The organism is Domibacillus tundrae, from assembly GCF_000970675.1.
Lineage (GTDB): Bacteria > Bacillota > Bacilli > Bacillales > Domibacillaceae > Domibacillus > Domibacillus tundrae.
This window is the reverse complement of record NZ_LAJA01000004.1, coordinates 41,983-67,646: the sequence shown is the minus strand read 5'-3', so window position 1 is coordinate 67,646 and position 25,664 is coordinate 41,983. Positions and strand designations below refer to the sequence as shown.

The 25,664-nt window shown below is 42.4% G+C and carries 27 protein-coding genes; all 27 read right to left on the bottom strand.

Annotation, left to right across the window (positions count from 1 at the left end; genetic code table 11):
• Positions 1 to 29: 29 nt before the first annotated feature.
• Entirely contained in the window at positions 30 to 1,736 is a 1,707-nt protein-coding gene (locus tag VQ00_RS05760) for a proline--tRNA ligase (protein ID WP_046179205.1), read from the bottom strand.
• A gap of 34 nt (positions 1,737 to 1,770) precedes the next feature.
• Entirely contained in the window at positions 1,771 to 3,027 is a 1,257-nt protein-coding gene (gene rseP, locus VQ00_RS05755; protein WP_046179204.1) for an RIP metalloprotease RseP, read from the bottom strand.
• 162 nt (positions 3,028 to 3,189) lie between these two features.
• Positions 3,190 to 4,341 carry a 1-deoxy-D-xylulose-5-phosphate reductoisomerase gene (locus VQ00_RS05750; RefSeq protein WP_046179203.1) on the bottom strand — a complete coding sequence of 384 codons (1,152 nt, stop codon included), beginning with the start codon at positions 4,339 to 4,341 and terminating at the stop codon, positions 3,190 to 3,192.
• 12 nt (positions 4,342 to 4,353) lie between these two features.
• The gene (locus tag VQ00_RS05745; protein ID WP_046179202.1) at positions 4,354 to 5,142 is read right to left on the bottom strand and encodes a phosphatidate cytidylyltransferase; all 789 of its coding nucleotides are present in this window, start codon (positions 5,140 to 5,142) and stop codon (positions 4,354 to 4,356) included.
• Between the two features lie 24 nt (positions 5,143 to 5,166).
• On the bottom strand, positions 5,167 to 5,928 hold the full coding sequence (locus tag VQ00_RS05740; RefSeq protein WP_046179201.1) for an undecaprenyl pyrophosphate synthase: 762 nt from the start codon (positions 5,926 to 5,928) through the stop codon (positions 5,167 to 5,169).
• A 117-nt stretch (positions 5,929 to 6,045) separates the two neighbouring features.
• Positions 6,046 to 6,588, bottom strand: a complete 543-nt coding sequence (gene frr / locus VQ00_RS05735) for a ribosome recycling factor (protein WP_425388353.1) — start codon at positions 6,586 to 6,588, stop codon at positions 6,046 to 6,048.
• 16 nt (positions 6,589 to 6,604) lie between these two features.
• Positions 6,605 to 7,327 (bottom strand): UMP kinase, encoded by a 723-nt coding sequence (pyrH, locus tag VQ00_RS05730; RefSeq protein WP_046179199.1) that lies wholly within the window; start codon positions 7,325 to 7,327, stop codon positions 6,605 to 6,607.
• 91 nt (positions 7,328 to 7,418) lie between these two features.
• The gene (tsf, locus tag VQ00_RS05725) at positions 7,419 to 8,300 is read right to left on the bottom strand and encodes a translation elongation factor Ts (RefSeq protein WP_046179198.1); all 882 of its coding nucleotides are present in this window, start codon (positions 8,298 to 8,300) and stop codon (positions 7,419 to 7,421) included.
• A gap of 106 nt (positions 8,301 to 8,406) precedes the next feature.
• Positions 8,407 to 9,159 (bottom strand): 30S ribosomal protein S2, encoded by a 753-nt coding sequence (gene rpsB / locus VQ00_RS05720; protein WP_046179197.1) that lies wholly within the window; start codon positions 9,157 to 9,159, stop codon positions 8,407 to 8,409.
• A gap of 145 nt (positions 9,160 to 9,304) precedes the next feature.
• A complete protein-coding gene (locus VQ00_RS05715; RefSeq protein ID WP_046179196.1) occupies positions 9,305 to 9,784 on the bottom strand; it encodes a DUF6115 domain-containing protein in 480 nt (159 codons plus the stop codon).
• A 121-nt stretch (positions 9,785 to 9,905) separates the two neighbouring features.
• Positions 9,906 to 10,667 (bottom strand): FliA/WhiG family RNA polymerase sigma factor, encoded by a 762-nt coding sequence (locus VQ00_RS05710; protein WP_046179195.1) that lies wholly within the window; start codon positions 10,665 to 10,667, stop codon positions 9,906 to 9,908.
• Between the two features lie 125 nt (positions 10,668 to 10,792).
• On the bottom strand, positions 10,793 to 11,293 hold the full coding sequence (locus VQ00_RS05705) for a chemotaxis protein CheD (protein WP_046179194.1): 501 nt from the start codon (positions 11,291 to 11,293) through the stop codon (positions 10,793 to 10,795).
• On the bottom strand, positions 11,283 to 11,924 hold the full coding sequence (locus tag VQ00_RS05700; RefSeq protein WP_046179193.1) for a chemotaxis protein CheC: 642 nt from the start codon (positions 11,922 to 11,924) through the stop codon (positions 11,283 to 11,285). Before VQ00_RS05700 ends, VQ00_RS05705 begins: the two co-directional genes overlap by 11 nt.
• 12 nt (positions 11,925 to 11,936) lie before the next feature.
• Positions 11,937 to 12,374: a chemotaxis protein CheW gene (locus VQ00_RS05695; protein ID WP_046179192.1), complete on the bottom strand. Its 438-nt coding sequence runs from the start codon at positions 12,372 to 12,374 to the stop codon at positions 11,937 to 11,939.
• Between the two features lie 15 nt (positions 12,375 to 12,389).
• Positions 12,390 to 14,426 carry a chemotaxis protein CheA gene (locus VQ00_RS05690; protein WP_046179191.1) on the bottom strand — a complete coding sequence of 679 codons (2,037 nt, stop codon included), beginning with the start codon at positions 14,424 to 14,426 and terminating at the stop codon, positions 12,390 to 12,392.
• A 6-nt stretch (positions 14,427 to 14,432) separates the two neighbouring features.
• On the bottom strand, positions 14,433 to 15,524 hold the full coding sequence (locus VQ00_RS05685) for a protein-glutamate methylesterase/protein-glutamine glutaminase (RefSeq protein ID WP_046179190.1): 1,092 nt from the start codon (positions 15,522 to 15,524) through the stop codon (positions 14,433 to 14,435).
• Positions 15,521 to 16,411: a MinD/ParA family protein gene (locus VQ00_RS05680; protein ID WP_046179189.1), complete on the bottom strand. Its 891-nt coding sequence runs from the start codon at positions 16,409 to 16,411 to the stop codon at positions 15,521 to 15,523. Before VQ00_RS05680 ends, VQ00_RS05685 begins: the two co-directional genes overlap by 4 nt.
• A gap of 5 nt (positions 16,412 to 16,416) precedes the next feature.
• A complete protein-coding gene (locus tag VQ00_RS05675; RefSeq protein WP_046179188.1) occupies positions 16,417 to 17,523 on the bottom strand; it encodes a flagellar biosynthesis protein FlhF in 1,107 nt (368 codons plus the stop codon).
• Positions 17,520 to 19,556, bottom strand: a complete 2,037-nt coding sequence (gene flhA, locus VQ00_RS05670) for a flagellar biosynthesis protein FlhA (RefSeq protein ID WP_046179187.1) — start codon at positions 19,554 to 19,556, stop codon at positions 17,520 to 17,522. Before flhA ends, VQ00_RS05675 begins: the two co-directional genes overlap by 4 nt.
• Positions 19,557 to 19,578: 22 nt before the next feature.
• The gene (gene flhB, locus VQ00_RS05665; protein WP_046179186.1) at positions 19,579 to 20,658 is read right to left on the bottom strand and encodes a flagellar biosynthesis protein FlhB; all 1,080 of its coding nucleotides are present in this window, start codon (positions 20,656 to 20,658) and stop codon (positions 19,579 to 19,581) included.
• Between the two features lie 4 nt (positions 20,659 to 20,662).
• Positions 20,663 to 21,439, bottom strand: a complete 777-nt coding sequence (fliR, locus tag VQ00_RS05660) for a flagellar biosynthetic protein FliR (protein ID WP_046179185.1) — start codon at positions 21,437 to 21,439, stop codon at positions 20,663 to 20,665.
• A 5-nt stretch (positions 21,440 to 21,444) separates the two neighbouring features.
• On the bottom strand, positions 21,445 to 21,714 hold the full coding sequence (gene fliQ, locus VQ00_RS05655; RefSeq protein WP_046179184.1) for a flagellar biosynthesis protein FliQ: 270 nt from the start codon (positions 21,712 to 21,714) through the stop codon (positions 21,445 to 21,447).
• Positions 21,715 to 21,726: 12 nt separating this feature from the next.
• Complete coding sequence (gene fliP / locus VQ00_RS05650; protein ID WP_046179183.1) at positions 21,727 to 22,392, bottom strand: flagellar type III secretion system pore protein FliP; 666 nt, start codon at positions 22,390 to 22,392, stop codon at positions 21,727 to 21,729.
• On the bottom strand, positions 22,385 to 23,056 hold the full coding sequence (locus tag VQ00_RS05645) for a flagellar biosynthetic protein FliO (RefSeq protein ID WP_052728366.1): 672 nt from the start codon (positions 23,054 to 23,056) through the stop codon (positions 22,385 to 22,387). Before VQ00_RS05645 ends, fliP begins: the two co-directional genes overlap by 8 nt.
• 13 nt (positions 23,057 to 23,069) lie before the next feature.
• Positions 23,070 to 23,435 carry a response regulator gene (locus VQ00_RS05640; protein WP_046179182.1) on the bottom strand — a complete coding sequence of 122 codons (366 nt, stop codon included), beginning with the start codon at positions 23,433 to 23,435 and terminating at the stop codon, positions 23,070 to 23,072.
• A 22-nt stretch (positions 23,436 to 23,457) separates the two neighbouring features.
• The gene (fliY, locus tag VQ00_RS05635; RefSeq protein WP_046179181.1) at positions 23,458 to 24,669 is read right to left on the bottom strand and encodes a flagellar motor switch phosphatase FliY; all 1,212 of its coding nucleotides are present in this window, start codon (positions 24,667 to 24,669) and stop codon (positions 23,458 to 23,460) included.
• On the bottom strand, positions 24,659 to 25,660 hold the full coding sequence (gene fliM / locus VQ00_RS05630; RefSeq protein ID WP_046179180.1) for a flagellar motor switch protein FliM: 1,002 nt from the start codon (positions 25,658 to 25,660) through the stop codon (positions 24,659 to 24,661). Before fliM ends, fliY begins: the two co-directional genes overlap by 11 nt.
• Positions 25,661 to 25,664 lie beyond the last annotated feature (4 nt).

The following is a 25,664-nucleotide window of genomic DNA, read 5'->3' as shown; positions in this document are numbered from 1 at the left end:
GCGGCACAGGCCGGTCATCCTTTTTCTTTTTAAAGTGCAGCTTGCAGGTTACGTACAGCCTGCACAATCTCATTGACAGACGCTTCAACAACGTCGCCTGTTTTACGAACTTTAATCTCGACAATGCCTTCAGCCGCTTTTTTTCCAGCAGTTACACGGATTGGCAAACCGATTAAATCACTGTCTGTAAACTTAACACCCGCCCGTTCAGCGCGGTCATCAAGCAGGACAGTTATACCGGCTGAACGCAATGCAGTATAAATATCATCCGATGCTTTTACTTGCGCCGCGTCTTTCACGTTAACCGGAATCACATGCACATCAAATGGTGTTAAATTCACCGGCCAGACAAAGCCGTTTTCATCGTTAAATTGTTCTGCGATCGCCGCAACAATACGGGATACACCGATACCGTAGCAGCCCATAATCATCGGCTGTGTCCGCCCGTTTTCATCTAAATAAACAGCATTCATCGCTTCACTGTAACGGGTGCCGAGTTTAAAAATGTGGCCAACTTCAATGCCTTTAGCAAATTGAATTGTTCCTTCACCATCTGGAGACGGGTCGCCTTCTAAAATAAAGCGAAGATCAGCAAATTCTGTTACGTTAAAGTCGCGCTCCATGTTGGCATTCACATAGTGCCACCCGTTTTCATTCGCGCCACAGACGACGTTTACCATTGAATGAACGGCATTATCGGCTAACACTTTTACATCGTCAGGGAGCCCAACCGGTCCAAGCGATCCAAACGTGGCACCGAATAATTTAGCCGCTTCTTCTTCCTGTGCCATTTCAACCGTTTTCGCATTCAGGACATTTTTTAATTTAATATCGTTAATTTCATGATCACCGCGCGCTAACACAACAACCATTTCATCATCAACGTTAAAAAGGAGCGTTTTAATGCACTGTTCAGCTGAAACATTTAAAAAAGCGCCGACGGATTCAATCGTTTTTGAGTCTGGTGTTTCTACTTTTTGAAGCGGCTTTTGCTCTTCACTGCTTTTTTCGTGAACCGTTACAACAGGGGCCATTTCGACATTCGCCGCATAATCAGATGTATCTGAATAGGCAATCGTGTCTTCCCCAATTTCAGACAGTACCATAAATTCATGAGTGTCTTTTCCACCCATCGCGCCCGAATCGGCAATAACAGCCCGGAAGTTCAATCCGCACCGGCGAAACACATTAGAGTATGCTTCAAACAAGCCGTCGTATACTTCATCTAAACTTTCCTGGGATGCATGGAATGAATAAGCGTCTTTCATCACGAATTCACGGCCGCGAAGCAAGCCAAAACGCGGACGCTTTTCATCACGAAACTTTGTTTGAATTTGATACAGGGTTAAAGGCAGACGCTTATATGATTTAATTTCGTCCCGGACAAGTGACGTAATGACTTCCTCATGTGTAGCGCCGAGTGCGAAGTCCCTCGAATGACGGTCTTTTAGGCGCATCAATTCCGGTCCGTACGTCTGCCAGCGTCCGGATTCCTGCCAAAGCTCTGCTTGCTGCAGTGCTGGCATTAACAATTCAACCGCTCCCGCATCGTCCATTTCTTCACGAACGATGTCTTCTACCTTGCGGAGCATTTTTTTCCCAAGCGGCAAATAGCTGTATATACCGCTCGCATTTTGCCGAATAAAACCGGCACGAAGAAGGAGCTGATGACTTTTTACTTCTGCATCAGCCGGCACTTCCCGCATCGTTGGAATTAACGTTTTGCTTTGTTTCATTCAATCGCACCTCAACTAAGATCATAATAATTTACTATAAAAAGAACCGCTGAATGTCGTTCCACGTAACAACAATCATTAACAGCATGAGCAGCGCAAATCCGACAAAATGCACCATGCCTTCCATTTGACGGTCCACTGGTTTTCCCCGCACCGCTTCATAAAGGAAAAACATGAGGCGTCCGCCATCAAGGGCAGGAAGCGGCAGCAAGTTCATAATCCCTAAATTAATACTTAAGACGCCTGCCCATTTCGCCAAATTCATGATGCCGGATTGGGCAACCGTATCGGTCGACACATAAATGCCAACAGGCCCTGACAGCATATCAATGGAAAATTGACCGGTCACAATCGTGCCCAGCAATTCAAAAATAAGCTTTGTCCAATTGTACACTTCTTTTGCTCCGTACGTAAATGAACCGACAATAGAATGTTCAAACGGACTATATACACCAATCCGCCCGAATGTTTTTCCTTCCGCTTCTTCTGCAGAAGGTGTGACTGGCACCGTTAACTGGTCTCCTTCACGGTCAATCGCAAACGTCAATTCCTTTTCCGGATTTTCCTGAATGACGGTAACAATTTCTTCCCAGGATGCCATGCTTTCTCTATTAATAGAAACAACACGGTCTCCTTCTTGCAAGCCGGCTTCAACAGCTGGCCCTTCATTAATGACTTCACCGAGTTCCGGCTCATTCGTCGGAATTCCTTGAATCATAGCCAGCACGACAAAGATAATAAAAGCAAGAATAAAGTTAAACAGCGGTCCCGCAAAAATGGCCATTGCCCGCTGCGGCAGCGTTTTTGAATTAAACTGACGGTCATATGGTGCAATTTGTGTGCTTAACTGGTCTTCTGTCATAAGTGCTTCACGATGAACAGGATAGGTTTTTAATTCCTCTTCCCCTTCTTCATAACCACTGATCGTCAGGCCATGTTCAAGATCTGCTTTTTCAACCTCAATGATGCGTGCATCTTTAAAGCGGTCTCGGCCGTTTACAATAAGGTTAACAGCCTCTCCTTGACTATTAAACACAACGCCGATTCGCTGGCCGGCTTTTAATTCTGTCATTTCCGGGTCTTCCCCTGCCATTCGGACATACCCGCCGAGCGGAAGAAGTCGAATGGTATAAACGGTTTCCCCTTTTTTGTGGGCAAATACTTTTGGCCCGAACCCAATTGCAAATTCACGGCATAAAATGCCTGCCCGTTTGGCAAATATAAAATGGCCCAGCTCATGGAAAAAAACAAGCGACCCAAATATAACGATAAACGCTATGACGGTATTCAAACGTTTCTAACCACCTTTTTTATGATAAAGTGAAACTTCTATCCGAGGAAGGTCACCCTCCTCGGATGGTTAGTTGAACTAATCGGACCTTTACGGGCAGTTAATATCACGCCTAGTTTCTTTGCTTCCCATCACCTTGAGGCGTGAGGATCTTACTGCCCGTTAAGTGTGGGGTAAAAGTGAGCGTACTGTCGCTCTTGCCTGTGCATCTGCTTCCAAAATGGCGCCAAGTTCTGGTGATTGCACAGTTGAATGGCTTTCCATTGCCCGCTCCACCATTTCTTCAATTTGAAGAAATGAAAGCTTTCGATCTAGAAAAGCAGCCACTGCTTCTTCGTTCGCCGCATTCATAACTGCCGGCATCGTTCCGCCAATTCTTCCTGCCTCATAAGCAAGATAAAGCATGCGATACCGCTCCAAATCCATTTCTTGAAAATGAAGCTGGCCGATTTCCGCTAAATTTAACACTTTTGTATCCGGGAGCGGCAGCCGGTCCGGCCATGTCAGAGCATATTGAATCGGAACACGCATATCAGGCGAACCGAGCTGAGCCATAACCGAGCGATCATGGAACTCAACCATGGAATGAATGATGCTTTCCCGATGTAAAATAACATCAATCCGCTCATATGGCAAGTTAAACAGCCAATGTGCTTCAATCACTTCAAGCCCCTTATTCATCATTGTAGCAGAATCAACTGTAATTTTCGCGCCCATTGACCAGTTTGGATGATTTAATGTTTCTTCTACTGTCACCTGTTTCAATTCTTCCCGTTTTTTATCGCGGAAGCTTCCACCTGAGGCTGTTAAAATGAGGCGGCTTATGTTTTTTTCCTGTTCACCTTGCAGGCTTTGGAAAATAGCCGAATGTTCACTGTCCACCGGCAATAAATGAACTCCAGCTCTTTTTGCAGCCGCTGTGACAATATGACCGGCTGTCACGAGTGTTTCTTTATTTGCAATGGCGATATTTTTCCCTGCTTCAATCGCTTTTAACGTCGGCTCAAGTCCGACACTGCCAATCACTGCATTGACGAGTGTATCCGCCTCTGCATGAACAGCCACCGCTTCGAGCCCTTCCTTTCCATACAGAACCTTTACATGCGGGAAATTCGATTGTAGACGATCCGCTGCATCTTTCTCCAAAACCGACACAAGTGCAGGATTAAATTCACGAATCGTCTTTTCCGCAACGAGTTCATTCCGTCCTGCGGAAAAAGCCGATAATCGAAACGAATCCGGATGCTGACGGATAATGTCAAGTGTCTGCATTCCGATAGACCCGGTCGCCCCTAATAAACTTATCGTTTTCAATACATCATCCTCCTACAATAATTGAAGCATATGTAACAATGGAAATACGAAGAGCCAGCTGTCTGTCCGATCTAAAACGCCTCCGTGCCCGGGCAGCAGTTTACCAGAGTCTTTTACGTTACAATGACGCTTCAATGCCGATTCAGCTAAATCGCCAATTTGCCCGGCTACAGAAAGAATCGCGGCAGCAACGAGTACCCATACAGCCGGTGCATTAAAGTCAAGGATGAATAAAAAAACAGCAGCGACAAGGACAGCCGAAGCAATCCCGCCGTAAAATCCGGCTACCGTTTTATTTGGGCTGATATCCGGCCAAAGCTTTCGTTTTCCAAATGAACGGCCAATGAAATAAGCACCTGAGTCTGATGCCCACGTAATAAGCAGGGCAAAAAACACAAACGCGATGCCCGCTTCTCTCGTTTCGATCAAATAAGAGAAGCCAAAGCCAATGTATAACGGCAGCAGGACACAATAACCTGCGTCTTCAAACGTAAAATGATTTTTTGTAATGACCGTATTCACAAGAAAGAATAAAACAAATAAAACAAGGTATTCCAATTTTCCCAGCCCTAAAAAGGACCATACCTCTGCCCCGCTCTGAGGTATGAGCATAATAAAACAAAGCAGTATTGATAAAAAACCCGGCATTGAAAAAACAGGGATTTTTTTCATTTTTAATGCTTCCATCACCGCAGCCGTGGTCATTATATAAATAAGAAGAATAAATGGCAGACCACCAAGCAGCACAATTGGCAAAAATGCGGCAGCCGCAATAATTCCTGTAACGATTCGTTGTTTCATTTCAATTAATCCTCCACCATTCCATTACGACAAACCGCCAAACCGCCTTGATCTCTTTTGATAAGAAGCAATTGCTTCAAGCAAATGTTTTTCAGAAAAATCTGGCCATAGAACGTCCGTAAAGAAAAATTCAGTATAAGCTAGCTGCCATAACATAAAATTGCTTAACCGGTGCTCTCCACTCGTCCGAATCAACAGATCCGGTTCCGGCAAATGGCTGGTCATTAAATAACGGGAAATGGTTGCATCCGTTACCTCCTGCTCAGATAATGTTCCTGCCCTTACATCTTGGATGATCGAATTTACAGCCTGGACAAGTTCGGTGCGGCTGCCATAATTTAATGCGAAATTAAGAATAAGTCCGTCGTTTCCAGCTGTTCGATTCATCGCATTTTGAACAGCTTTTTTTGTATGTTCAGGCAGCTGCTCTATATCACCAATCATTTCCACCCGAACATTTTCTTCTATCAATTCAGGTAAGAACGTAGAAAGAAATTCTTCTGGTAACTTCATTAAGAAATCAACTTCCAGCTTAGGCCGTTTCCAATTTTCTGTAGAAAATGCATAAAGCGTCAGCACATTGACGCCGAGCCGATTTGCGGATCTCGTAATTTCTCGAACGGTTTTCATTCCCTCGTTATGGCCGGCAATACGGGGCAAGGCTCTTTTTTTTGCCCAGCGGCCGTTTCCGTCCATAATGATGGCAATATGTACAGGGATACCTTCTTCAGAAATCACAACATCTTCTGTATTTTTTGATTGCCAGAACCACTGTTTATGTGCCATACAAAATCCCCCATATCGCTTCTTCCAACCTATTTTACCATACATACCGATTTCGTAGTAAGTGGAGCAATAAAATCCAAAAAAAGAAACCCTCCTGCCAGCAAGAGGGTTTGCTTTTTACACTTCCATGATCTCTTGTTCTTTTTCTTTGGCAATCTCGTCCACTTTGCGGATATAATCGTCCGTCTGCTTTTGAACATCTTCTGTATAGCCGCGAAGATCATCTTCAGTCAGATCGCCGTTTTTTTCGCTTTTTTTCAAGTCGTCATTTGCATCGCGACGAATGTTGCGAATCGCCACTTTTGCCTCTTCAGCTTCTTTTTTCACGAGTTTCGCCAGCTCTTTCCGGCGCTCTTCTGTTAAAGCAGGGAAATTCAAACGGATGATAGAACCATCATTTGATGGCGTTAAGCCAAGATCCGATTTCATAAGCGCTTTTTCGATATCTCCCATAGACGATTTATCGTATGGGGTAATAGTGAGCAATCGTGCTTCCGGAATATTAATAGAAGCAAGTTGATTGACCGGTGTAGGCGCTCCGTAATAATCAATCGTAATCCGGTCTAACACATTCGCACTAGCCCGCCCGGCACGGATAGAAGCAAGCTCACGGTTAAACGCTCCAATGGCTTTTTGCATTTTTTCTTTGGACTGGTTCATAATTTCTTGAGACACCTTATTTCCCCCTTACCGTTGTTCCAATATTTTCACCTAATACTACACGTTTAATATTGCCTTTTTGCATAACAGAAAACACAACTAACGGAATATCGTTATCCATACATAAGGAAGAAGCTGTAGAGTCCATCACTGCAAGCCCCTCTTTAATAACATCCAGGTAAGACAGTTCTGTGTATTTCACAGCATTTTTGTCTATTTTTGGATCTGCACTATAGACGCCATCCACATTGTTTTTTGCCATTAAAATCACTTCTGCTTCAATTTCAGCAGCGCGTAATGCGGCTGTTGTATCAGTCGAGAAGTAAGGATTTCCTGTACCTGCAGCAAAAATGACCACACGCCCTTTTTCCAAATGACGAATCGCGCGCCGGCGAATGTACGGCTCTGCAATTTGGCGCATTTCAATGGATGTCTGTACACGGGTTTCAATGCCCAGCTGCTCTAAGCTGTCTTGCAGGGCCATCGAGTTCATAACGGTTGCCAGCATGCCCATATAATCCGCTGTTGCCCGGTCCATGCCCATTTCACTGCCGATTTTGCCGCGCCAAATGTTGCCGCCGCCAACAACAACTGCTACTTCAACACCCAGTTCGCTTACTTCTTTTACTTGTTCAGCAACAGATTGAATGACAGTTGGATTAATTCCAAACCCTGCCTCACCTGCTAATGCTTCACCACTTAATTTTAATACAACGCGTTTATACTTGGGCTGGCTCATATAGACCTCCATCTGTAATGTACATGAAATCCCTCACCAAAAGCGGTAAGGGATTCCACTTATTCCTTTCCGGCTGGCGGATACGGAATCATTATTTTTTCACTTGGTTCATAACTTCTTCAGCAAAGTTTTCTTGACGTTTCTCTAAACCTTCGCCAACTTCATAGCGAATGAATTCAGTCAATGTCGCACCTTTAGATTCAAGGAATTGACCCACTTTTTGATCCGGATCTTTAACAAAGCCTTGATCCAAAATACATACTTCTTCAAAGAATTTGCCAAGACGGCCTTCAACCATTTTCGCAACGATTTTTTCAGGTTTTCCTTCGTTTAATGCTTGTTCTGTTAATACTTTGCGTTCACGCTCTACTTCTTCTGCAGAAACTTGATCGCGTGAAACATATTTCGGATTTAGTGCAGCAGCATGCATCGCAACGTCTTTCGCTGCAGCAGCATCTGTTGTGCCTTCAACAACGGCTAAAACGCCAATGCGTCCGCCCATGTGAAGGTATTCACCAAAAGCAGCGTTTTCGCCTTTTGTGCGAATTTCAAAGCGGCGAAGCGTGAGCTTTTCCCCGATTTTTGAAATGGCTTCACTAATATAAGTGTCAACTGTTTTGCCGTTTTCCATTGTTTGCTCAAGCGCTTCTTCTACAGAAGCCGGCTTGTTAGCAAGAAGGTGTGCTGCAATTTCTTTTACAAGCACTTGGAAGTTTTCGTTTTTCGCTACGAAATCTGTTTCCGCGTTTACTTCAAGAAGAACAGCTGTGTTGCCTTCGCTTGTAATATATGTTGTACCTTCTGCTGCAATACGATCCGATTTTTTCGCCGCTTTTGCAATTCCTTTTTCACGAAGGTAATCAATCGCTTGATCCAAATTACCGTCTGTTTCAACAAGTGCTTTTTTGCAGTCCATCATGCCTGCGCCTGTTTTCTCACGAAGTTCTTTTACCATTTGTGCAGTAATAGCCATTTTTGTTCCTCCTTTGAATATGTAAGGCCGCTTTTTGCGGGTTCATCTTTAATTTCTTTAAAAAAAGGTGATAAGGGTATCCCTCTTATCACCTTTATCTGTTTGATTACTCAGCTGCAGCTTCTGCAGTTTCAGCTTGTTGCACTTCTTCTTGAGCAGCTTCTTCAGCAAGTTCTTCGCCTTGTTTCGCTTCAAGAACAGCATCAGCCATTTTACCTGTTAGAAGTTTAACCGCACGGATTGCATCATCATTCGCTGGAATCACGTAGTCGATTTCATCCGGATCACAGTTTGTATCAACAATTCCAACGATCGGGATGTTTAATTTACGTGCTTCTGCAACAGCGATACGCTCTTTGCGTGGATCGATGATGAAAAGCGCATCCGGAAGACCTTTCATATCACGAATACCGCCAAGGAATTTCACAAGACGCTCATGCTCTTTTTTAAGCTGAACAACTTCTTTCTTTGGAAGCACATCGAATGTACCGTCTTCTTGCATTTTTTCAATGTTTTTCAAACGTTGTACACGTTTTTGGATTGTAGAGAAGTTTGTAAGTGTACCACCCAACCAGCGTTGGTTTACGTAGTATTGACCTGAACGTTCTGCTTCTTCTTTCACAGAATCTTGTGCCTGTTTTTTTGTTCCCACGAACAATACTTTACCACCGTCACCGGCAACTTCTCTTACAAATTTGTACGCTTCTTCCACTTTGCGAACTGTTTTTTGAAGATCAATGATGTAGATCCCGTTACGCTCCTGGAAAATGTACTTCTTCATTTTTGGGTTCCAACGGCGAGTCTGGTGACCGAAGTGAACGCCTGCTTCAAGCAATTGCTTCATTGAAATTACTGACATGTGTTGTTTCCTCCTGTTTGGTTAAATTTCCTCCGCCTTTCTCGTTTTCAGCCAGCTTCCGTCAAGAACGGCACCAGTTGGCGAATCAAAAGGCGTGTGTATTAACACCGTTAGTTACTATATCATATTCACTATTGCCCCGCAACTATTTTTGTTCAATTTTGTTAAATTTAAGCGCAAGCTTTACTTCCGTCATGCCGACATGCAGCGCTTTTGCTATTTCTTCGTCTGTCATTCCTTGTTTTTTCATTTCACCCATTTGCAGTGCAAGCGGCATATCTGCCTGTAGTTCTGTTTCTTCTTTAGCAGATTTCGCCCCAGCATATGCTTTTGCTGCTGCTTTTCGCGATGTAAGTGGTGGTAAAAGCTTGTCTTCATGTTCAATCTCGACAGGCGGTTTTACTTTTTTTATCGGTGCTTCTTTTGTTAACTGGGCAATGAACTGTTCATTTTCTTCTTTTATTTCCATTAAAAAAGCCGTCATCATCTCTTCCATTTCCACTGCGGTCTGCTTCATTTTTTTCTCTGAATTATGCAGCTTGTTCTGCCGCTGAAAAAGGATGATCAAGGCGAATAAACTCATCGCATGAATTAAAAAAGAAATCGTGATTAAAAATGTTGTCATACGTCCCTCTCATCCGCTGAAGTTGATTTGCTGCCCCTTATATGGATGCGCATACGCCTTCTTTTGCTGTTTCTTTTTTCGCTGTTGCTGTTCCCCTTGCTGCTTTTCAGGGTTAGACTGGCTAATTTTTCAGCAGCTGCTGCTTTAGTTTAAAAAGTGCTTTTGAATGAATTTGAGAAATACGTGATGTGGAAAGGTTCAGTACTTCACCAATCTCAGTTAACGTGAGCTCTTCTTTATAAAAAAGATCAATAACAAGCTGTTCTTTCTCTGTCAACTTCTTAATTTGAGCTGACAATTCCTCAATTTGTTCTTGTTTTACTACTTCTTCCTCCGGCGTTTTCGTCAGCTGATCTTTTAAGACAAAGCCGGCTCCTTCCGGTTGATCCTGGTCTTGAAGCTGCTCATCCATTGATAGTATATGAGCGAAAAAATGTTCTGCCATCGTGTCTTGCACGTCCTCGACAGAAAGCCCAAGTTCTTCCGCTACTTCATCGGGTGTAACAGCCCGTAAATATTTCTGCTCCAGCTTTGAAGAAGCAGCTTCAATTTTTTTCGATTTTTCCCTTGCTGCTCTTGGGAGCCAGTCCTCTTTTCGAAGTCCATCTAAAATGGCTCCTCGAATGCGAAAGGAGGCATATGTGTCAAACTTTAAATCCCGCGACGGCTCAAATTTCAGAAGGGCGTCGTAAAGACCTGTCATTCCATAGCTCGCCACTTCTTCTCTGCTCACTGTTTTCGGGAGAGCAGCGCCAATACGCCGGCAATGAAACGTAACGAGCGGCATATAACGGGCAACGAGGACATCCCCATCGTCCGGATGCTGCTCTTCTTTCCACCTCTCCCATAATTTCTGCTCATCCTGGGGCATTTGTTTGGCCATCTAATCTCTCCTCCCAGCGTAATAAATGACAGCACGTTGCAAGTCTTTCTTTTATTTTAAAGAAAAGTCTCCTTCTTGCCAACAATATACACAAAAAAGCAGCGGAATGCTTGCCGCTGCTGTAATTAAATCGTTTGTTCACCTTTATCCACAGTTCGAATATGAAGCAGAGAAGTGGAGGGGTTAAATTCAATTGTCCGACCGCTGCTGCCGCCGGTATCTTCCGAAAGAATCGGGATACGCGCCGCTTGAAGCTGCTCTTTGACAGCGGCTACATTTCGGGGACCTATTTTCATTAAATCAGTCCCGGATTTAAATTGAAACATTTGAGCACCACCGGCTATTTTTGCTTTTAAGCGGACCGATCGCGTGCCGCGTTTTTCCAGTTCCTTAATGAGCGCCTGAATACCGGTATCCGCAAATTTCGCTTTATTTTTTATATCCGCTTTGGCAAGGCTTGAATCCGGAAGCATAACATGCACCATGCCGGCAATCTGAATCGATTCATCGTACAGAACAACACCCACACAAGAGCCGAGTCCTGACGTTCTAATCATGTCAGGCGGCTTTACAACATTCAGATCGGCAATACCGACTTTTACGATTTCGCCCGTCTTATTTACCATAGCCAGCTCCAAGTGCTTCGAACAACACCGGAAAGGAGTCGGGTGACAGAAGAAGAAAAAAATGACCTTTTACAATTTCCACATTCCCTTCATCCATTTCCGTTAAAATGGTGTCAATGACAATTGTATAATCACTGTATTGAGAGATTTCAAGCAGTCCGTAGCTAATAATGGCTCCAAACATATCAACAGCAAGTTCGGGTACAGATGGCTGCAGCTTTAATTGTGTAAAATCACCTAGTGCGGATAAATAGGAACCAGATAAAATATTGCCCATTTCCTGCATAGCGGAAAAGCCAATATTATGGACATTGCGATCATGAAACGTAAACGATTCATCGTTCATTAATTTTTGAATAAAGCGGTTTGCTTCTTCTACTGTCAGCATAAAAAACATATTGCCGCCTGCTTCTCCTTCAATACCAAGGCTGACACTAACAACCTCTTTTTCAGAACCACCTGTCAACTCCATCATTTCTGCAAAAGGAACAATCCGGACGTTTGGCACTTTCATATCAATTTTTCGGTTTAATAGGCTAGAGAGGGCTGTAGCAGCATGACCCGCCCCTATATTGCCGACTTCTTTTAAAATATCGAGATGAATGGGCTGAATTTTATCAATGTAGTTCATAATCGGCCGCCTTTATTTAAAAATCTTTTGTAGACTTAGCATAATCAGCAATCTTTTGTCGAGCTTAGCCACGCCGGTTATATATTCATCTCCGAGTGAGCCAACTACTTCAGGCTGGGGCTCAATGGCATCAACTGGAATATCAAGTACATCATTTGCACCGTCGACGATGAGCCCGACTTCTATATTGTCGAGGGCCGCAATAATAATGCGGGTCGAATCGTCATATTGTTCATCAGATAAGCCAAATCGACTGCGCAAATCAATAATCGGTGTCACAACACCACGCAAATTAATGACTCCTTTAACAAATGAAACAGTTCCTGGCACACGTGTAATATGCATTAATTTTTCAATCGAGTACACCTGATGAACTGGAAGTGCATATTCTTTATCTATCAATTGAAAAGCAATAACTTTTACTGTTGTGGATGCATGAATCTCACTCACTTTGTGCACCTCCCCTTATTTGATCAGCGCATTACAGTCTACAATTAGCGCTACTTGTCCGTCACCTAAAATAGTGGCACCGGAAATGGCAAAAACGTTTGATAAATAGTTCCCAAGCGATTTCAGTACGACTTCTTGCTGACCAATAAATGAATCAACAACTAAACCAGCCATTTTCTCGCCTTTACGAACAATCACAATCGAATAAAAGCGGTCGTCTTCCTCTTGATGAGGTACGGAGAAAATATCTTCTAAAAACAGAAGAGGAACCACTTTTCCTCTAAAATCAATGACTTGCTGATTGTGCGCGTTTAGCACTTCTTCTTTTTTGACAATAGCTGTTTCGATAATAGAGGAAAGCGGAATCGCATACTTTTCTTTTTCCACTTCCACGAGCATAACGGAAATAATCGACAGTGTCAGTGGCAGTTGAATAGAAAAAACAGATCCAGATCCTTCAACGGAATCAATTGTTATCGAGCCGCCTAAAGATTCAATCGTCGTTTTCACCACGTCTAATCCAACGCCTCGTCCAGACAAATCAGAAATGACTTCAGCGGTTGAGAATCCCGACGCCATAATTAATTCAAAAATTTGACGATCCGTCATTCCAAGTGCCTGCTCTTCCGTTACAATACCTTTATCCAGCGCCTTTTTCAGTACTCGTTCTTTATTAATGCCTGCGCCATCATCTTCAATTTCAATGAAGACATGATTACCGCTGTGATAAGCTTTTAGCTTTATTGTTCCTTCAGCCGGCTTTCCTTTGGCAAGACGCGCTTCCGGCATTTCAATTCCATGATCACCCGCGTTTCGAAGTAAATGGACGAGCGGGTCACCAATCTCATCAATAACGGTACGATCAAGCTCCGTTTCCGCACCAATGATTTCTAAATTGATTTGCTTGTTCAAGTCCCTTGACAGCTGGCGAACCAGTTTTGGAAAACGGTTAAAAACGGTTTCAACGGGTACCATCCGCATATTTAGAATAATATTTTGCAAATCTCCTGAAATACGTGACATGTGTTCCACTGTTTCATTTAATTCGCTGTGATTCAGTTCTGCCGAAATGGACTCAAGACGCCCTCGGTCAATGACGAGCTCTTCGAACAAATTCATTAAAATATCGAGACGCTCAATGTTCACACGAATCGTTTTGTTGGAAACGGGCTGCTTTGATGATTTTGCTGCACGTTTCTCTTCTTCAGCTGGCTGAATTGTCTCTTTTTCTAGTACTGGATTAGTCTGTTTGGCTTCAGGAACAGCCCGTTGTACAGGAGTTTTTATTTCCTCCTGGGTACCAGATACAATTTCTGTAATACGAACATGCTCTACTTCGGAGACTTTTTTTGTTTTTGCCTGAATATCTTCTACGGGTTCTTGTGTAATTAACGTGACTGTGAAAGTTTCATCAAATTTTTCTTCTTCCAGCTGATCTGAAGAAGGAACAGACTTGATTACTTCTCCACACTTTTCGAGTACTTTAAATACCATAAAAACACGGGCTGCTTTAAGTACGCAGTCTGCCCGGAGTGAAACAGCCACCTCCAAACAAGTAAATCCCTGCTCTTTCGACTGGTCAATAACTGTCCATTCAAATTCATCATATTGAAGGCTGTTTCCTGCTGCAGCATCCGCTGGCGCTTCAGGAACGTCTATTGCCGCTGCCGCTTCCCCTTGCTCAATGAGAAGAAGCTTCTGCACAATTGCAGCTACATCCCGCTTCCCATCGCCTCCTGCCGCAATATCTTCTACCATCGCTTCAAGGTCATCCACTGATGAAAAAACCGTATCCATTATGGCTAATGTGACAGATATTTGTTGATTGCGAATTGCATCGAGCACATTTTCAAGCTTGTGCGTTAAATTAGCTAAATCCTCATAGCCCATCGTAGCCGACATGCCTTTTAATGTATGGGCTGAACGGAAAATTTCGTTCACTATTGTGATGTTGTTCGGCTCTTTCTCCAATTGGAGTAAATGTTCATTCATTGCCTGAAGATGTTCTTTGCTTTCGTCAATAAAAATTTCTAAGTACTGATTCATATCCATCCGTGTTCACCTCTTATTGTATACGTGCTTAACAATAGCTGAAGCAATTTCATCGACCGGGACTACGTCATCGATAAGATGGGTCGCAACGGCTGCTTTTGGCATCCCATAAACAACACATGTTTCTTTCGCTTCCGCAATCGCATTAACAGTGCCGGTTTCTTTTAATTTAATCAGCCCTTCTGCTCCATCTGATCCCATACCCGTCATAATAACTGCCACTTTTTCAATATCATGGATTTCTGCCGCCGAACGAAACGTAGCGTTAGCTGACGGCCGATGCCCTCCCTCAGAAGCCAATTCATCTAATACTACAACAATAGACGTTCCCATTTTTCTTAACCGTAAATGTTTTCCGCCTGGTGCGATATAAACTGTCCCATTTTGCAAAATTTCCCCGTCTTCGCCTTCTTTAACTCGGATATCAGACAGCGAGTCAAGTCGGTCTGACAGAGACTTCGTAAAACCTGGCGGCATATGCTGCACAACGATCACCGGTGCCGGAAGTGAACCAGGCAGCTTTGTAACTACGTGCTGCAATGCGCGTGGGCCACCTGTTGATGTAGCAATTAAAACAAGCTTGTTCATTTTTTTTTCCCGTGTTTGGGAAAAAAATGTGTTAGTCACTGAATGCGGATTGTTAACCGGCGGCTGAATCGTCACCGGCTTTGCTGACAAAACAGGCTTCATGCTAATATTCGCTTTTGATGCAGCTAAGACTTTCTCAATAAGCACATCTTTAATTTTGTGAAGGTCTAACGAAATTGTCCCAGATGGTTTGGCGATAAAATCCACAGCACCAAATTCCATTGCTTTCAACGTTGTTTCAGAGCCTTCTTTTGTTAAGCTGGACAGCATTACAACAGGGCAAGGCTGTTTTTCCATAATCACTTTCAATGCTTCGAGCCCGTCCATTTCCGGCATTTCAATATCAAGAGTAATGACATCTGGTTGTAATTCTAACGCCTTTTTCACAGCATCTTGTCCATTACGTCCGAAAGCAATGACTTCAAGTTGAGGGTGTTCAGATAAAAACTCGGAAATTAGCTTTCTCATAAAAGCGGAATCATCCACAACGAGAATTTTTTTTGTATTCATTCGTGATCCCCTCTTTCTGTAAAGAAGCGGCGGAGCTTCGCAATAAAGCGGGGCCGGTCTTCAAGAATCGTTTCTGGCACATCAGCATATTGATGAACAATTTGCTGAAAAGATACCGAAATCTTTGTTTTCGGATAGGAGAGAATAAATGGATGTCCTATTTTCACAGCTTTTCTTACGTATGAATCTTCCGGAAGCGATCCAAGGAAAACAGGCGTTACGTTCAAAAAAGCTTCCATTGTACTCTTTAAGCGATTGGCTGTTTCTTGTCCTTCTTTCGTTGTCTCAACCCGATTGCAGACTAAGTAAAAAGATTTTTGACGATCGCGCATATAAATAAACTTGATCATGGAATATGCATCTGTCATCGCTGTCGGCTCAGGTGTTGTGACTGCCAGCACCTCATCTGCTGCTTCAAGAATATTCAAACTTTCTTTCGTGGCACCCGCACCCATATCAAAAAGCAAGAAATCATATTCTCCAGCAAGCGATTCAAGTGCTGAGATCCATTTTTCCTTATACGCTTTTTTCCATTCAAATAGCTGCGAGAAAGCGGAGCCTCCATGAATATAAGAAATGCCCTCAGGACCACCTTGAATTAATTGAACCATCGGGCGATCTTTTTCAAAAAAGTCAGCAATTGATAAAGATGTGTTGCCATTAATTAAATGATAAATATTACCCATCCCAATATCCATATCAAACAGCAAAACTTTTTTATTTAATTTGGCGAGCCCAATTGCCAAATTAACTGAAATGTTCGTTTTACCAACGCCGCCTTTGCCGCTGACAATCGCTAATGTCTTGGCATGTTTTTGATTCTCATGCGTTGGTCTTAATGACTTCTGCATCATTTTTTGGCGAAGTAATGCTGCTTGATCATTCATATTCTTCAGTCCTTAAATAAGCATTCTATTAGAATATCGTTTGATGATTCAATTAAATCATCTGGTACATTTTGACCATTGGTTATATATGAAGTACCGACTTTATAAGTATACATCAAATTTATAATTAAACCTTTTGTTTTTGTCTCATCTACTTTTGTAAAAATAAAACCATCCATTTTTACAGATGAAAAGTTTTTGATAATCTCATGTAAATCTTCTTCTTTTGCTGCCGCACTTAAAACAAGAAAGTAAGCTGATTCTTTTATACGCTGCCTGATAAAAGGCTGAAGATCCGCTACATATTGTCCTTCAAGATAATTTCGGCCCGCTGTGTCAATAAAGACACTTTCAAAAGAATCAAATTCTCGAATCGCTTGTTTCATATCCTCTTCGGAATAAGCAACGTTCATCGGAGCATTTAAAAGTCCAGCATAGGTTTTCAATTGTTCAATTGCTGCAATTCGATACGTATCCATTGTAATAAACGCTACTTTTTTGTTTTCTTCCAATACTTGCTTAGATGCAAGCTTGGCAATAGTTGTCGTTTTTCCAACTCCCGTCGGCCCAAGAAGGTAAAAATACTTTACTGTTTTTTTCTGATTCGGATTTATGGACGGCAGACAGTTCTTTAAATAATCAAACGCCCACTCTTTTGTTTGCTGTTCTGTCACGGCTGCTTTTTCTACGTTCCATTTTTCAAGCAAATAGGATGCCGTTTGATCGCGAAGCTCCCGTAATATGCCTTGTCGCTCTAACTGATCCATTACGGACTTCATGGCGTCCGGATATAAAACAGGCGAAGAAGCAGATTTTTGCAGCTCTTGAATCATTTTTTTCATGTTGTTCATCTCACTTTTCAACTCTGCCGGCATCGTCAAAACCGGCTTCTGCTGGACAGGTGATAGGGCAATATCCGGCACATCTGCGACGAGTGCAGCGTTAGGATCAACAGCCGCTACAACTTCAATGTTTTTTTTCTTAAATAAACCTAAAAATCCGCCTGAATAAACCGTTTTTGATTGCAAAATAACCGCTTGGGCACCAAGTTCTGCCCTCACCTTTTTCATCACTTCCGGCATGGAAGAAGCCCGGTATTTTTTTACTTTCATTCGATTGTCACCACCCCTGTACTCTGCACTTCTACACTTGGTTCAAGTTCATTATAAGACAGTACTGGAATTTGTGGAAAATACCGTTCCAGCAGCTGTCGCACATACATACGAATAGCAGGTGAACAAAGGATCACAGGCGATTGCTGCATGAAAGATGCCTGTTCGACTTGCTGAGCTGTCGCTTCTAGTATGCGTTGTGAATCATTCGGGTCAATCGATAAATAATTTCCGTGTTCCGTTTGCTGCACGCCATCTGCAATTAACTTTTCAATCCGCCCTGAAAGCGTAATAACATTTAAGGACCCGCCTTCATCAGCAAATTGCGTCGTAATTTGACGGGCAAGCGCTTGACGAACGTATTCTGTTAATAAATCAGTATCTGATGTCATCTTCCCAAAATCAGCAAGTGTTTCAAAAATAATGGGCAAATTGCGAATGGATAAGTTTTCTCTCAATAATTTCGCCAGCACTTTTTGAACTTCACCCACAGACAACGGATTTGGTGTGACTTCATCTACTAAAATAGGATAGGTTTCTTTCAAATGGTCAATAAGCTGCTGTGTTTCCTGGCGGCCTAAGAGTTCGTTCGCATGTTTTTTAATCGTTTCTGTTAAATGAGTCGAAACAACACTTGGCGGGTCAACGACCGTATAGCCAAAAATCTCCGCCTGTTCTTTTGCTTCTTCTGTAATCCATTTAGCTGGAAGACCAAATGAAGGTTCAATTGTGTCAATACCTTCCACCATGTCGTCCTCTTCACCAGGACTCATCGCTAAATAATGGTCAAGCAGCAGCTCTCCGGCTGCCACTTCGCTGCCCTTAATTTTCATACGGTATTCATTTGGCTGAAGCTGAATATTATCACGAATCCGGACAACCGGAATGACAAGACCCATTTCAAGCGCCAGCTGCCGTCTGATCATCACAATACGGTCAAGCAAATCTCCACCTTGATTTGTATCAGCCAGCGGAATTAGCCCGTAGCCAAATTCAAATTCAATGGGATCCACTGTCAACAAATTAACGACAGATTCAGGGCTTTTCATTTCTTCTGTTTCCGTTTCTTCAACTGATGGCAATGAGTCGTCCACTTCTTCTTTCGGTGCACGTGAAATTCTATAACCGCCAAAAGCAATACCAGCAGCAACCGGAATCGTCAAGATATCATTAATTGGCGTGGCAAGGCCCAGCAGAAAAATAGTTCCGGCTGCAATGTACAGCATGGACGGATAGCGCAAAAGCTGTTCAGTAATTTCTTCACCTAAGTTCCCTTTAGAAGCGGCTCGTGTGACCACAATACCGGTTGCGGTTGTAATCAGCAAAGCTGGTACTTGGGAGACAATCCCATCGCCAACAGTTAAAAGAGAATAACGAGCGGCGGATTCTGCAAACGATAATTCCTGCTGCATCACACCAATCACGATGCCGACAATTAAGTTAATAATGACCATGATGATTCCGGCGATCGCGTCTCCTTTAACGAACTTTGTTGCTCCATCCATCGCGCCGTAAAAGTCGGCTTCGCCGCTGACTTTTTCGCGCCGTTCACGCGCCTGTACTTCTGTAATCATGCCAGCATTCAAATCGGCATCAATACTCATTTGCTTCCCCGGCATAGCATCGAGTGTAAACCGGGCTGCAACTTCTGATACACGTTCGGCCCCTTTTGTGATAACAACAAATTGAATAATGACGAGAATGATAAATATAACCATACCAACGATTAAATTGCCGCCAACAACAAATGTGCCGAATGTCTCGACAACGCCCCCAGCTTCACCATGACTCAATATGGAACGCGTTGTCGACACATTCAGACCAAGCCGGAATAATGTCAATAATAAAAGGAGCGATGGAAATACTGAAAACTCCAACGCTTCTTTCATGTTCATGGAGATGAGCAAAACGAGAAGCGCAAGAGAAATATTTATGATGATTAGCACACTTATCAGCCATGTTGGCAACGGAACAATAAGCATGGCTACAATTAAGATGACGCTTAATAAAACTATGAGATCTCTTGCTTTCATTTTTTTCTCTCCTAACAAAAAATTACAATTTATTTTTTATCCGATATACGTACGCCAAAATTTCAGCAATCGCTTTAAAAAATTCTTCCGGCACCGAATCGCCAATTTCTGCCTGACCATGAAGCGCCCGGGCAAGCGGACGATTTTCAACCGTCATTACACCATTTTCTTTTGCGACCAGTTTAATTTTCTGGGCGACGTAGTCTGTTCCTTTTGCGACAATATAAGGCGCGTCCCTTTTTGACTCATCATACTTTAACGCAATGGCATAGTGGGTCGGATTCGTAATGACAACATCCGCATTCGGCACTTCCTGCATCATACGGCGCATCGCCATTTCTCTTTGTGTCTGGCGGATTCTTGATTTGATGAGCGGGTCCCCTTCTGAATTTTTATGCTCATCTTTAATATCCTGCTTTGACATGCGTAAGCTTTTTTCAAAATCAAATTTTTGATAAAAATAATCTAAGACCCCCAAAACAAGTAAAGCTGCTGCTGCAACTAGCCCCATCTGGACTGTTAAAGAACCGACAAAAGGCAATGTATCTTCAATAGGTTTCAAGGCAGTTTTTAATACCTCATCCATATTCGTCCATAAAATTACGAAAGCGGCAGTGCCGACAAAGCCGATTTTTAAAATAGATTTTAATAATTCTACAATCGATCGTAAAGAAAATATTTTTTTAAATCCTTTAATCGGATCTAATTTTTCCAATTTTGGCATAAGGGGTTCCGTTGTCACAAGCCAGCCGACTTGAGCGTAATTTGCAATGACCCCAGCCGCTACGGCTGCGAGCATTAACGGAGCCAGAATATAGAAACATTGTTCCATAATTTCAAAAACGATCGTTTTTAAATTCGCTTCTGTTACATCCATTAACATGTAATATTGAATCGAATGCTGAAACATATGAAAAATATTTGTCCCCATCGAAACTGCAAATATTGATAAAAAACCGAATAGAACTAATAAACTGACCGCTGTATTTAAATCCTGGCTTTTCGTAACCTGTCCTTTTTTACGGGAGTCCTGCTTTTTTTTCGGCGTTGCTTTTTCAGTTTTTTCACCAGCAAAAAACTGCAAGTTCAGTTTAAGCAGCATAACGTTACCCGCCTCCAAAAATAGTCATTAAATCCCGGATTGTATAGAGCATCAGACCGAACAAATCACGTACTAATGTAAAAATAACACCTATGACAATAAATAAAACCGCAAAGCCTGCGCCTATTTTTAGCGGAAAGCCGACGACAAAAATATTCAGCTGTGGCACCGTACGTGCAACAATTCCGAGCATCACGTCAGTTAAAAAAAGCACTGCAACAACCGGCATTGACATTTGAAATGCGATCAAAAATACACCGCTGAATGTTCTTGCCATGTAATAGGCAGCTTCTCCATTGCCAAAAGGCAAATAAAGCTGATCGATTGGAATAAATTCATAGCTATAAAAAATGCCATCTAATATTAAATGATGGCCGTTTAATGAAAGCAGCATTAAAAGCGAAAACATGTATAAATACTGTCCCATTAATGGACTTTGAGCACCCGTTTGCGGATCGATGACATTTGCGATGGCAAAACCCATCTGAAAGTCAATAAACCCACCGGCAATCTGAATAGCGGATAAGACAATAAACGCTGCCAGCCCGATCAAAAGACCTGTCATCGCTTCTTTTAAAATGAGCAGAATGTATTCCCCGTTAATTTCAAAAGGCGTGGCATCGATTGTATAATACATTGTCCAGGCGAGCACCAATGAAAAAGCAGCCCGGTGCTGTGCGGGAATCGTTCGGTATGAAAACAAAGGCATCGTCACAAAAAAGGACGATACACGAACGAGAATAAGCAGAAAAACAGATAAATTTGGGATAAGCTCTGTCATACTCGCTACCCGACAAATCTCGTTAAATTAGTGAAAATATCGGTTGTATATGTAATAATTCGTTCAAGCATCCAAGGACCAAAAAAAATCATCCCAATCATTACCCCAGCAATTTTAGGCACAAAGGCAAGAGTTTGTTCCTGGATTTGGGTTGTCGCCTGAAAGATGCTAACCGCCAGCCCAATACCGAGCGCAAGAAGCAGGAGCGGCGCGCAAACGATGAGGATTGTATATACACCTTTTTCAGCAATAGAAATAACCATTTCCGTGTTCATTTTTTCACCTTCCTAGAAGCTTTGAAGTAAAGATTCAATCACTAAATACCAGCCGTCAATGAGAACAAAAAGCAAAATTTTAAATGGAAGAGAAATCATAACCGGCGGGAGCATCATCATCCCCATAGACATCAGGACACTCGCCACGATCATATCAATAACAAGAAACGGAATAAAAATCATAAAGCCGATTTGAAAAGCCGTTTTTATTTCGCTTAACGCAAATGCTGGTACAAGTGTCGTTAATGGAATATCGTCAATCGATTCCGGCTGTTCAGCTTGCGTGTAGTTTAAAAACAGCTGCAAATCTTTCTGGCGGGTTTGCTCACTCATAAACTCTTTAAAGGGCCCGCTTGCGAGTGTATATGCTTCTTCAAGATTAATTTCTTCATTAAAAAGCGGTGTCAGCGCTTTATCATTCACTTCCTGAAGGACAGGAGACATAATAAAAAAGGTTAAAAAAAGCGAAAGTCCGAGCAGCACCTGTGTCGGCGGCATTTGCTGCGTTGCGAGTGCCGTTCGAACAAATGACAGCACAATAATGATCCGCGTAAAACATGTCATTAAAATTAAAATGCTGGGAGCAAGGGAGAGAATCGTCAGCGTTAACAGTAATTTTACAGATGTAGAGACATTTTCAGGATCACTTGAATTGAAAAACTCCATAAATTCATTCATCCTGATTTCGCTCCCTATCTGCTAAATCCCGCATCGCTTGTTCCCGGTTTTTTTTCAGCTCGTTTATTTTCTTCTCGAATTCCCGTTTAAATTGAACTGGTTCTTTTATTTCTGCCTGTTTATTAAATCGGTTTCTCAGCTTGTTCACAATGTCAGCAGGCTGAATCATCATCTCAGACTGATCTTCGTAACGGCTGATCAAATCTTCGCGTTCAACTGGATCCTCAATTTCTTTTAATAATGAAACGTCCTCCCCAACACCTAGGACAAACACTCGGTCTCCCACTTTCACAATTTGGACAGAGCGGCTGCCCCCAAGCGCAGTCCCTCCTAAATGTCGAACAATGTGACTTTCCTGATAAGAACGACTTTTTTTGTTAATAAACCTCAATAAAAAATAAAGAAGCGCCACTACGAAAGCAAGTGCCGCAATCATCCGGACAATATCTAAAAAGCCGATGCCAACCGGAGCTGCCACGTCCTCTGTTTCTGACTCTTGATTATTTTCCTCTTTCGGCTGTTCCTGCTCGCACAAATCCGGATTTTTTATACAATCTTGTACACTACTTTTATTGGATAGGGCTGCTCCGGCAATGATTTCATTGCCGGAAAACAACACAAATGTCAATAATAACGCAAAGATGCATTTTATCAATGATTTCATGAATAATCACACCTTAAGAAGAAAGCACTTTGGAAATTGCTTCAATAACACGATCCGCTTGGAACGGTTTTACAATAAAATCTTTTGCGCCAGCTTGAATCGCATCAATAACCATTGATTGCTGTCCCATTGCCGAACACATAATAATTTTGGCACCTGAATCGGCTGCTTTAATTTCTTTCAATGCAGCAATCCCATCTTTTTCAGGCATTGTAATATCCATCGTGACTAAATCCGGCTTTAATTCCGCATATTTTTCGACAGCCTGTGCTCCATTTTCAGCTTCTCCCACTACCTCAAAACCGTTTTTCGACAAAATATCTTTAATCATCATTCGCATAAATGCTGCATCATCCACTACTAAAATTCGATTACTCATTCTTTTAACCCCCTGTGATTAATTAATTCAAATTTTTTAATCGGTCTGCCGGACTAGCGATATTTGTAATTCGGACACCGAAGTTTTCTTCTATTACGACAACTTCACCTTTTGCAACAAGGCGATTGTTGACGAGAACATCAACGGGTTCTCCCGCTAATTTATCTAACTCAATAATAGATCCAGAAGTTAACTCTAAAATATCTTTGACATTCCGATTTGTACGGCCAAGCTCAACCGTCACTTGAAGTGGAATATCAAACAACATATTTAAATTACGCGCTTCATGTTCGCCAAGCTGCGGTGACTGGAAAGATGAAAAAACTGCCGTTTCCACATTTCCTTGTGCAGCCTGCCCAAACGAACTGCCTCCTATGTAAGCAGGCTCGTTTGTTGGTCTAGAAGGAAGCGGTGGCTCCGCGTATGGAGGAGGCTGCGGGATTGTTTCCTTGGTTTGTGTATGAGACGGTGGCGGCAGTGAAGGATCTGCTGCTGGAGCCTGTTGAATCGGTGGTGCCGCCGGTTCGTTTTGCGGCTGCGCCGGGTTCATTAATTCGGTTACGAGCTGTTTTCCAAATTGAAGTGGGATCAGCTGCATAATATTCGAGTCAATCAATTCCCCGACAGTTAGCCGGAAAGAAATTTTGATTAACAGCTCTTGTTCAGGTATTGTATCAGTTCCTTCTCCTTCATGAAGGTTTAAAAGAGAAATGGATGGCGGCGAAATATCCACTCTTTTATTAAAAATGGTCGACATAGATGTTGCGGATGAACCCATCATTTGGTTCATCGCTTCCTGTACTGCACTCAACTGTAATTCCCCAAGGTCATGAGCCACATCTACACCGCTTCCCCCAAGCATTAAATCCGCGATAATGGCAGCATCATTTTGATGGATCACAAATAAATTAGCCCCAGAAAACCCTTCGGTGTATTGAACTTCAATCGCCGCATATGGGTGAGGGAATTCGTCTTTCAACCGACTTTTTTCTACAACTGAAACAGTCGGAGTCGTTATTTCTACTTTCTGATTAAGCAGGCTTGAGAGTGCAGTAGCTGAACTGCCGAAAGAAATGTTGCCAATTTCGCCAAGCGTATCCTGTTCAAAAGCATCTAAGTATTCTTCAACACTTCCCACTGAATCGAGCGCTGAACTTTCTTCTAAATCTTCATTGTCTCCGCCTTTTAACAAAGCATCAATTTCTTCTTGTGATAACATGTCATCACTCATCATCGTTTTCCCCTCCTTTCGCATAATCAAGCACTTGAACGGCTAACTTGCGATTAACTCGTCCAGGCTGAGCCGAAAATTTTGGCACATTGCCGACTTTTATTGTCAATGCATCTCCGACCCTTGTGTTTAAACCAATGACATCCCCTTCCGACATCATCAAAAACTCTTCGATCGTTATGACGGTTTGTCCAAGTTCGGCTATGACAGGCAATGATGCTTTCTTTATTCGACTGTCTAGATTTTCAACTTCGTTCGGACTCCGTTCTTTTTTATCCGGATTTTGCATCCAATAATGAACAGACAGTTTCGGGATAATAGGTTCCAATACAACATGGGGAATGCAAATATTGATCATGCCTGTTGTTTCACCAATCGTTGTATTCAAAGAAATAACTACGACTGTTTCATTAGGTGAAACCATTTGCAAAAATTGTGGATTTACTTCAAAATCGGTCGCAATTGGATCAATTTCAACGATGTTTGACCATGCTTCCCGGTAATTTTCAAATGCATGATCAAACATATTGGACATAATCCGTGTTTCAATTTCCGTTAAGTTTTCCACTTTATTAACACTTACTCCACGCCCGCCAAGAAGCCGGTCCAGCATCGCATAAGCGACATTTGGGTTCACTTCCATTAATATTCGGCCTTCAAGAGGCGGCACTTCAAACACATTTAAAATCGTTCGATTCGGGATGGATCGAATAAACTCTTCATATGGAATCTGGTCGGCAGATACGACTTCGAGCTGTACGTAAGTTCGAAGCTGAGCCGCAAAAAAGGTTGTTAAAATTCGGGCGAAGTTATCGTGCATTCTCGTTAAACTTCGAATTTGATCTTTTGAAAAGCGCAATGCTCTTTTAAAGTCGTATACTTTTACTTTCTTTTCTTCTTCTTCTTTTTTTAATTCTTCTGCATCCATTTCTCCGGTCGATAAAGCGGACAATAATGCATCAATTTCATTTTGAGACAAAATTTCTCCTGACAATTGC

What these genes read in the sequence shown, in the direction of transcription:
- VQ00_RS05760 (WP_046179205.1), bottom strand. Translation starts at nt 1,736, where the DNA reads ATGAAACAAAGCAAAACGTTAATTCCAACGATGCGGGAAGTGCCGGCT.
- VQ00_RS05745 (WP_046179202.1), bottom strand. Translation starts at nt 5,142, where the DNA reads ATGAAACAACGAATCGTTACAGGAATTATTGCGGCTGCCGCATTTTTG.
- VQ00_RS05740 (WP_046179201.1), bottom strand. Translation starts at nt 5,928, where the DNA reads ATGGCACATAAACAGTGGTTCTGGCAATCAAAAAATACAGAAGATGTT.
- frr (WP_425388353.1), bottom strand. Translation starts at nt 6,588, where the DNA reads ATGAACCAGTCCAAAGAAAAAATGCAAAAAGCCATTGGAGCGTTTAAC.
- pyrH (WP_046179199.1), bottom strand. Translation starts at nt 7,327, where the DNA reads ATGAGCCAGCCCAAGTATAAACGCGTTGTATTAAAATTAAGTGGTGAA.
- tsf (WP_046179198.1), bottom strand. Translation starts at nt 8,300, where the DNA reads ATGGCTATTACTGCACAAATGGTAAAAGAACTTCGTGAGAAAACAGGC.
- rpsB (WP_046179197.1), bottom strand. Translation starts at nt 9,159, where the DNA reads ATGTCAGTAATTTCAATGAAGCAATTGCTTGAAGCAGGCGTTCACTTC.
- VQ00_RS05715 (WP_046179196.1), bottom strand. Translation starts at nt 9,784, where the DNA reads ATGACAACATTTTTAATCACGATTTCTTTTTTAATTCATGCGATGAGT.
- VQ00_RS05710 (WP_046179195.1), bottom strand. Translation starts at nt 10,667, where the DNA reads ATGGCCAAACAAATGCCCCAGGATGAGCAGAAATTATGGGAGAGGTGG.
- VQ00_RS05705 (WP_046179194.1), bottom strand. Translation starts at nt 11,293, where the DNA reads ATGGTAAATAAGACGGGCGAAATCGTAAAAGTCGGTATTGCCGATCTG.
- VQ00_RS05700 (WP_046179193.1), bottom strand. Translation starts at nt 11,924, where the DNA reads ATGAACTACATTGATAAAATTCAGCCCATTCATCTCGATATTTTAAAA.
- VQ00_RS05690 (WP_046179191.1), bottom strand. Translation starts at nt 14,426, where the DNA reads ATGGATATGAATCAGTACTTAGAAATTTTTATTGACGAAAGCAAAGAA.
- VQ00_RS05685 (WP_046179190.1), bottom strand. Translation starts at nt 15,524, where the DNA reads ATGAATACAAAAAAAATTCTCGTTGTGGATGATTCCGCTTTTATGAGA.
- VQ00_RS05680 (WP_046179189.1), bottom strand. Translation starts at nt 16,411, where the DNA reads ATGAATGATCAAGCAGCATTACTTCGCCAAAAAATGATGCAGAAGTCA.
- VQ00_RS05675 (WP_046179188.1), bottom strand. Translation starts at nt 17,523, where the DNA reads ATGAAAGTAAAAAAATACCGGGCTTCTTCCATGCCGGAAGTGATGAAA.
- flhA (WP_046179187.1), bottom strand. Translation starts at nt 19,556, where the DNA reads ATGAAAGCAAGAGATCTCATAGTTTTATTAAGCGTCATCTTAATTGTA.
- flhB (WP_046179186.1), bottom strand. Translation starts at nt 20,658, where the DNA reads ATGCTGCTTAAACTGAACTTGCAGTTTTTTGCTGGTGAAAAAACTGAA.
- fliR (WP_046179185.1), bottom strand. Translation starts at nt 21,439, where the DNA reads ATGACAGAGCTTATCCCAAATTTATCTGTTTTTCTGCTTATTCTCGTT.
- fliQ (WP_046179184.1), bottom strand. Translation starts at nt 21,714, where the DNA reads ATGAACACGGAAATGGTTATTTCTATTGCTGAAAAAGGTGTATATACA.
- fliP (WP_046179183.1), bottom strand. Translation starts at nt 22,392, where the DNA reads ATGAATGAATTTATGGAGTTTTTCAATTCAAGTGATCCTGAAAATGTC.
- VQ00_RS05645 (WP_052728366.1), bottom strand. Translation starts at nt 23,056, where the DNA reads ATGAAATCATTGATAAAATGCATCTTTGCGTTATTATTGACATTTGTG.
- VQ00_RS05640 (WP_046179182.1), bottom strand. Translation starts at nt 23,435, where the DNA reads ATGAGTAATCGAATTTTAGTAGTGGATGATGCAGCATTTATGCGAATG.
- fliY (WP_046179181.1), bottom strand. Translation starts at nt 24,669, where the DNA reads ATGATGAGTGATGACATGTTATCACAAGAAGAAATTGATGCTTTGTTA.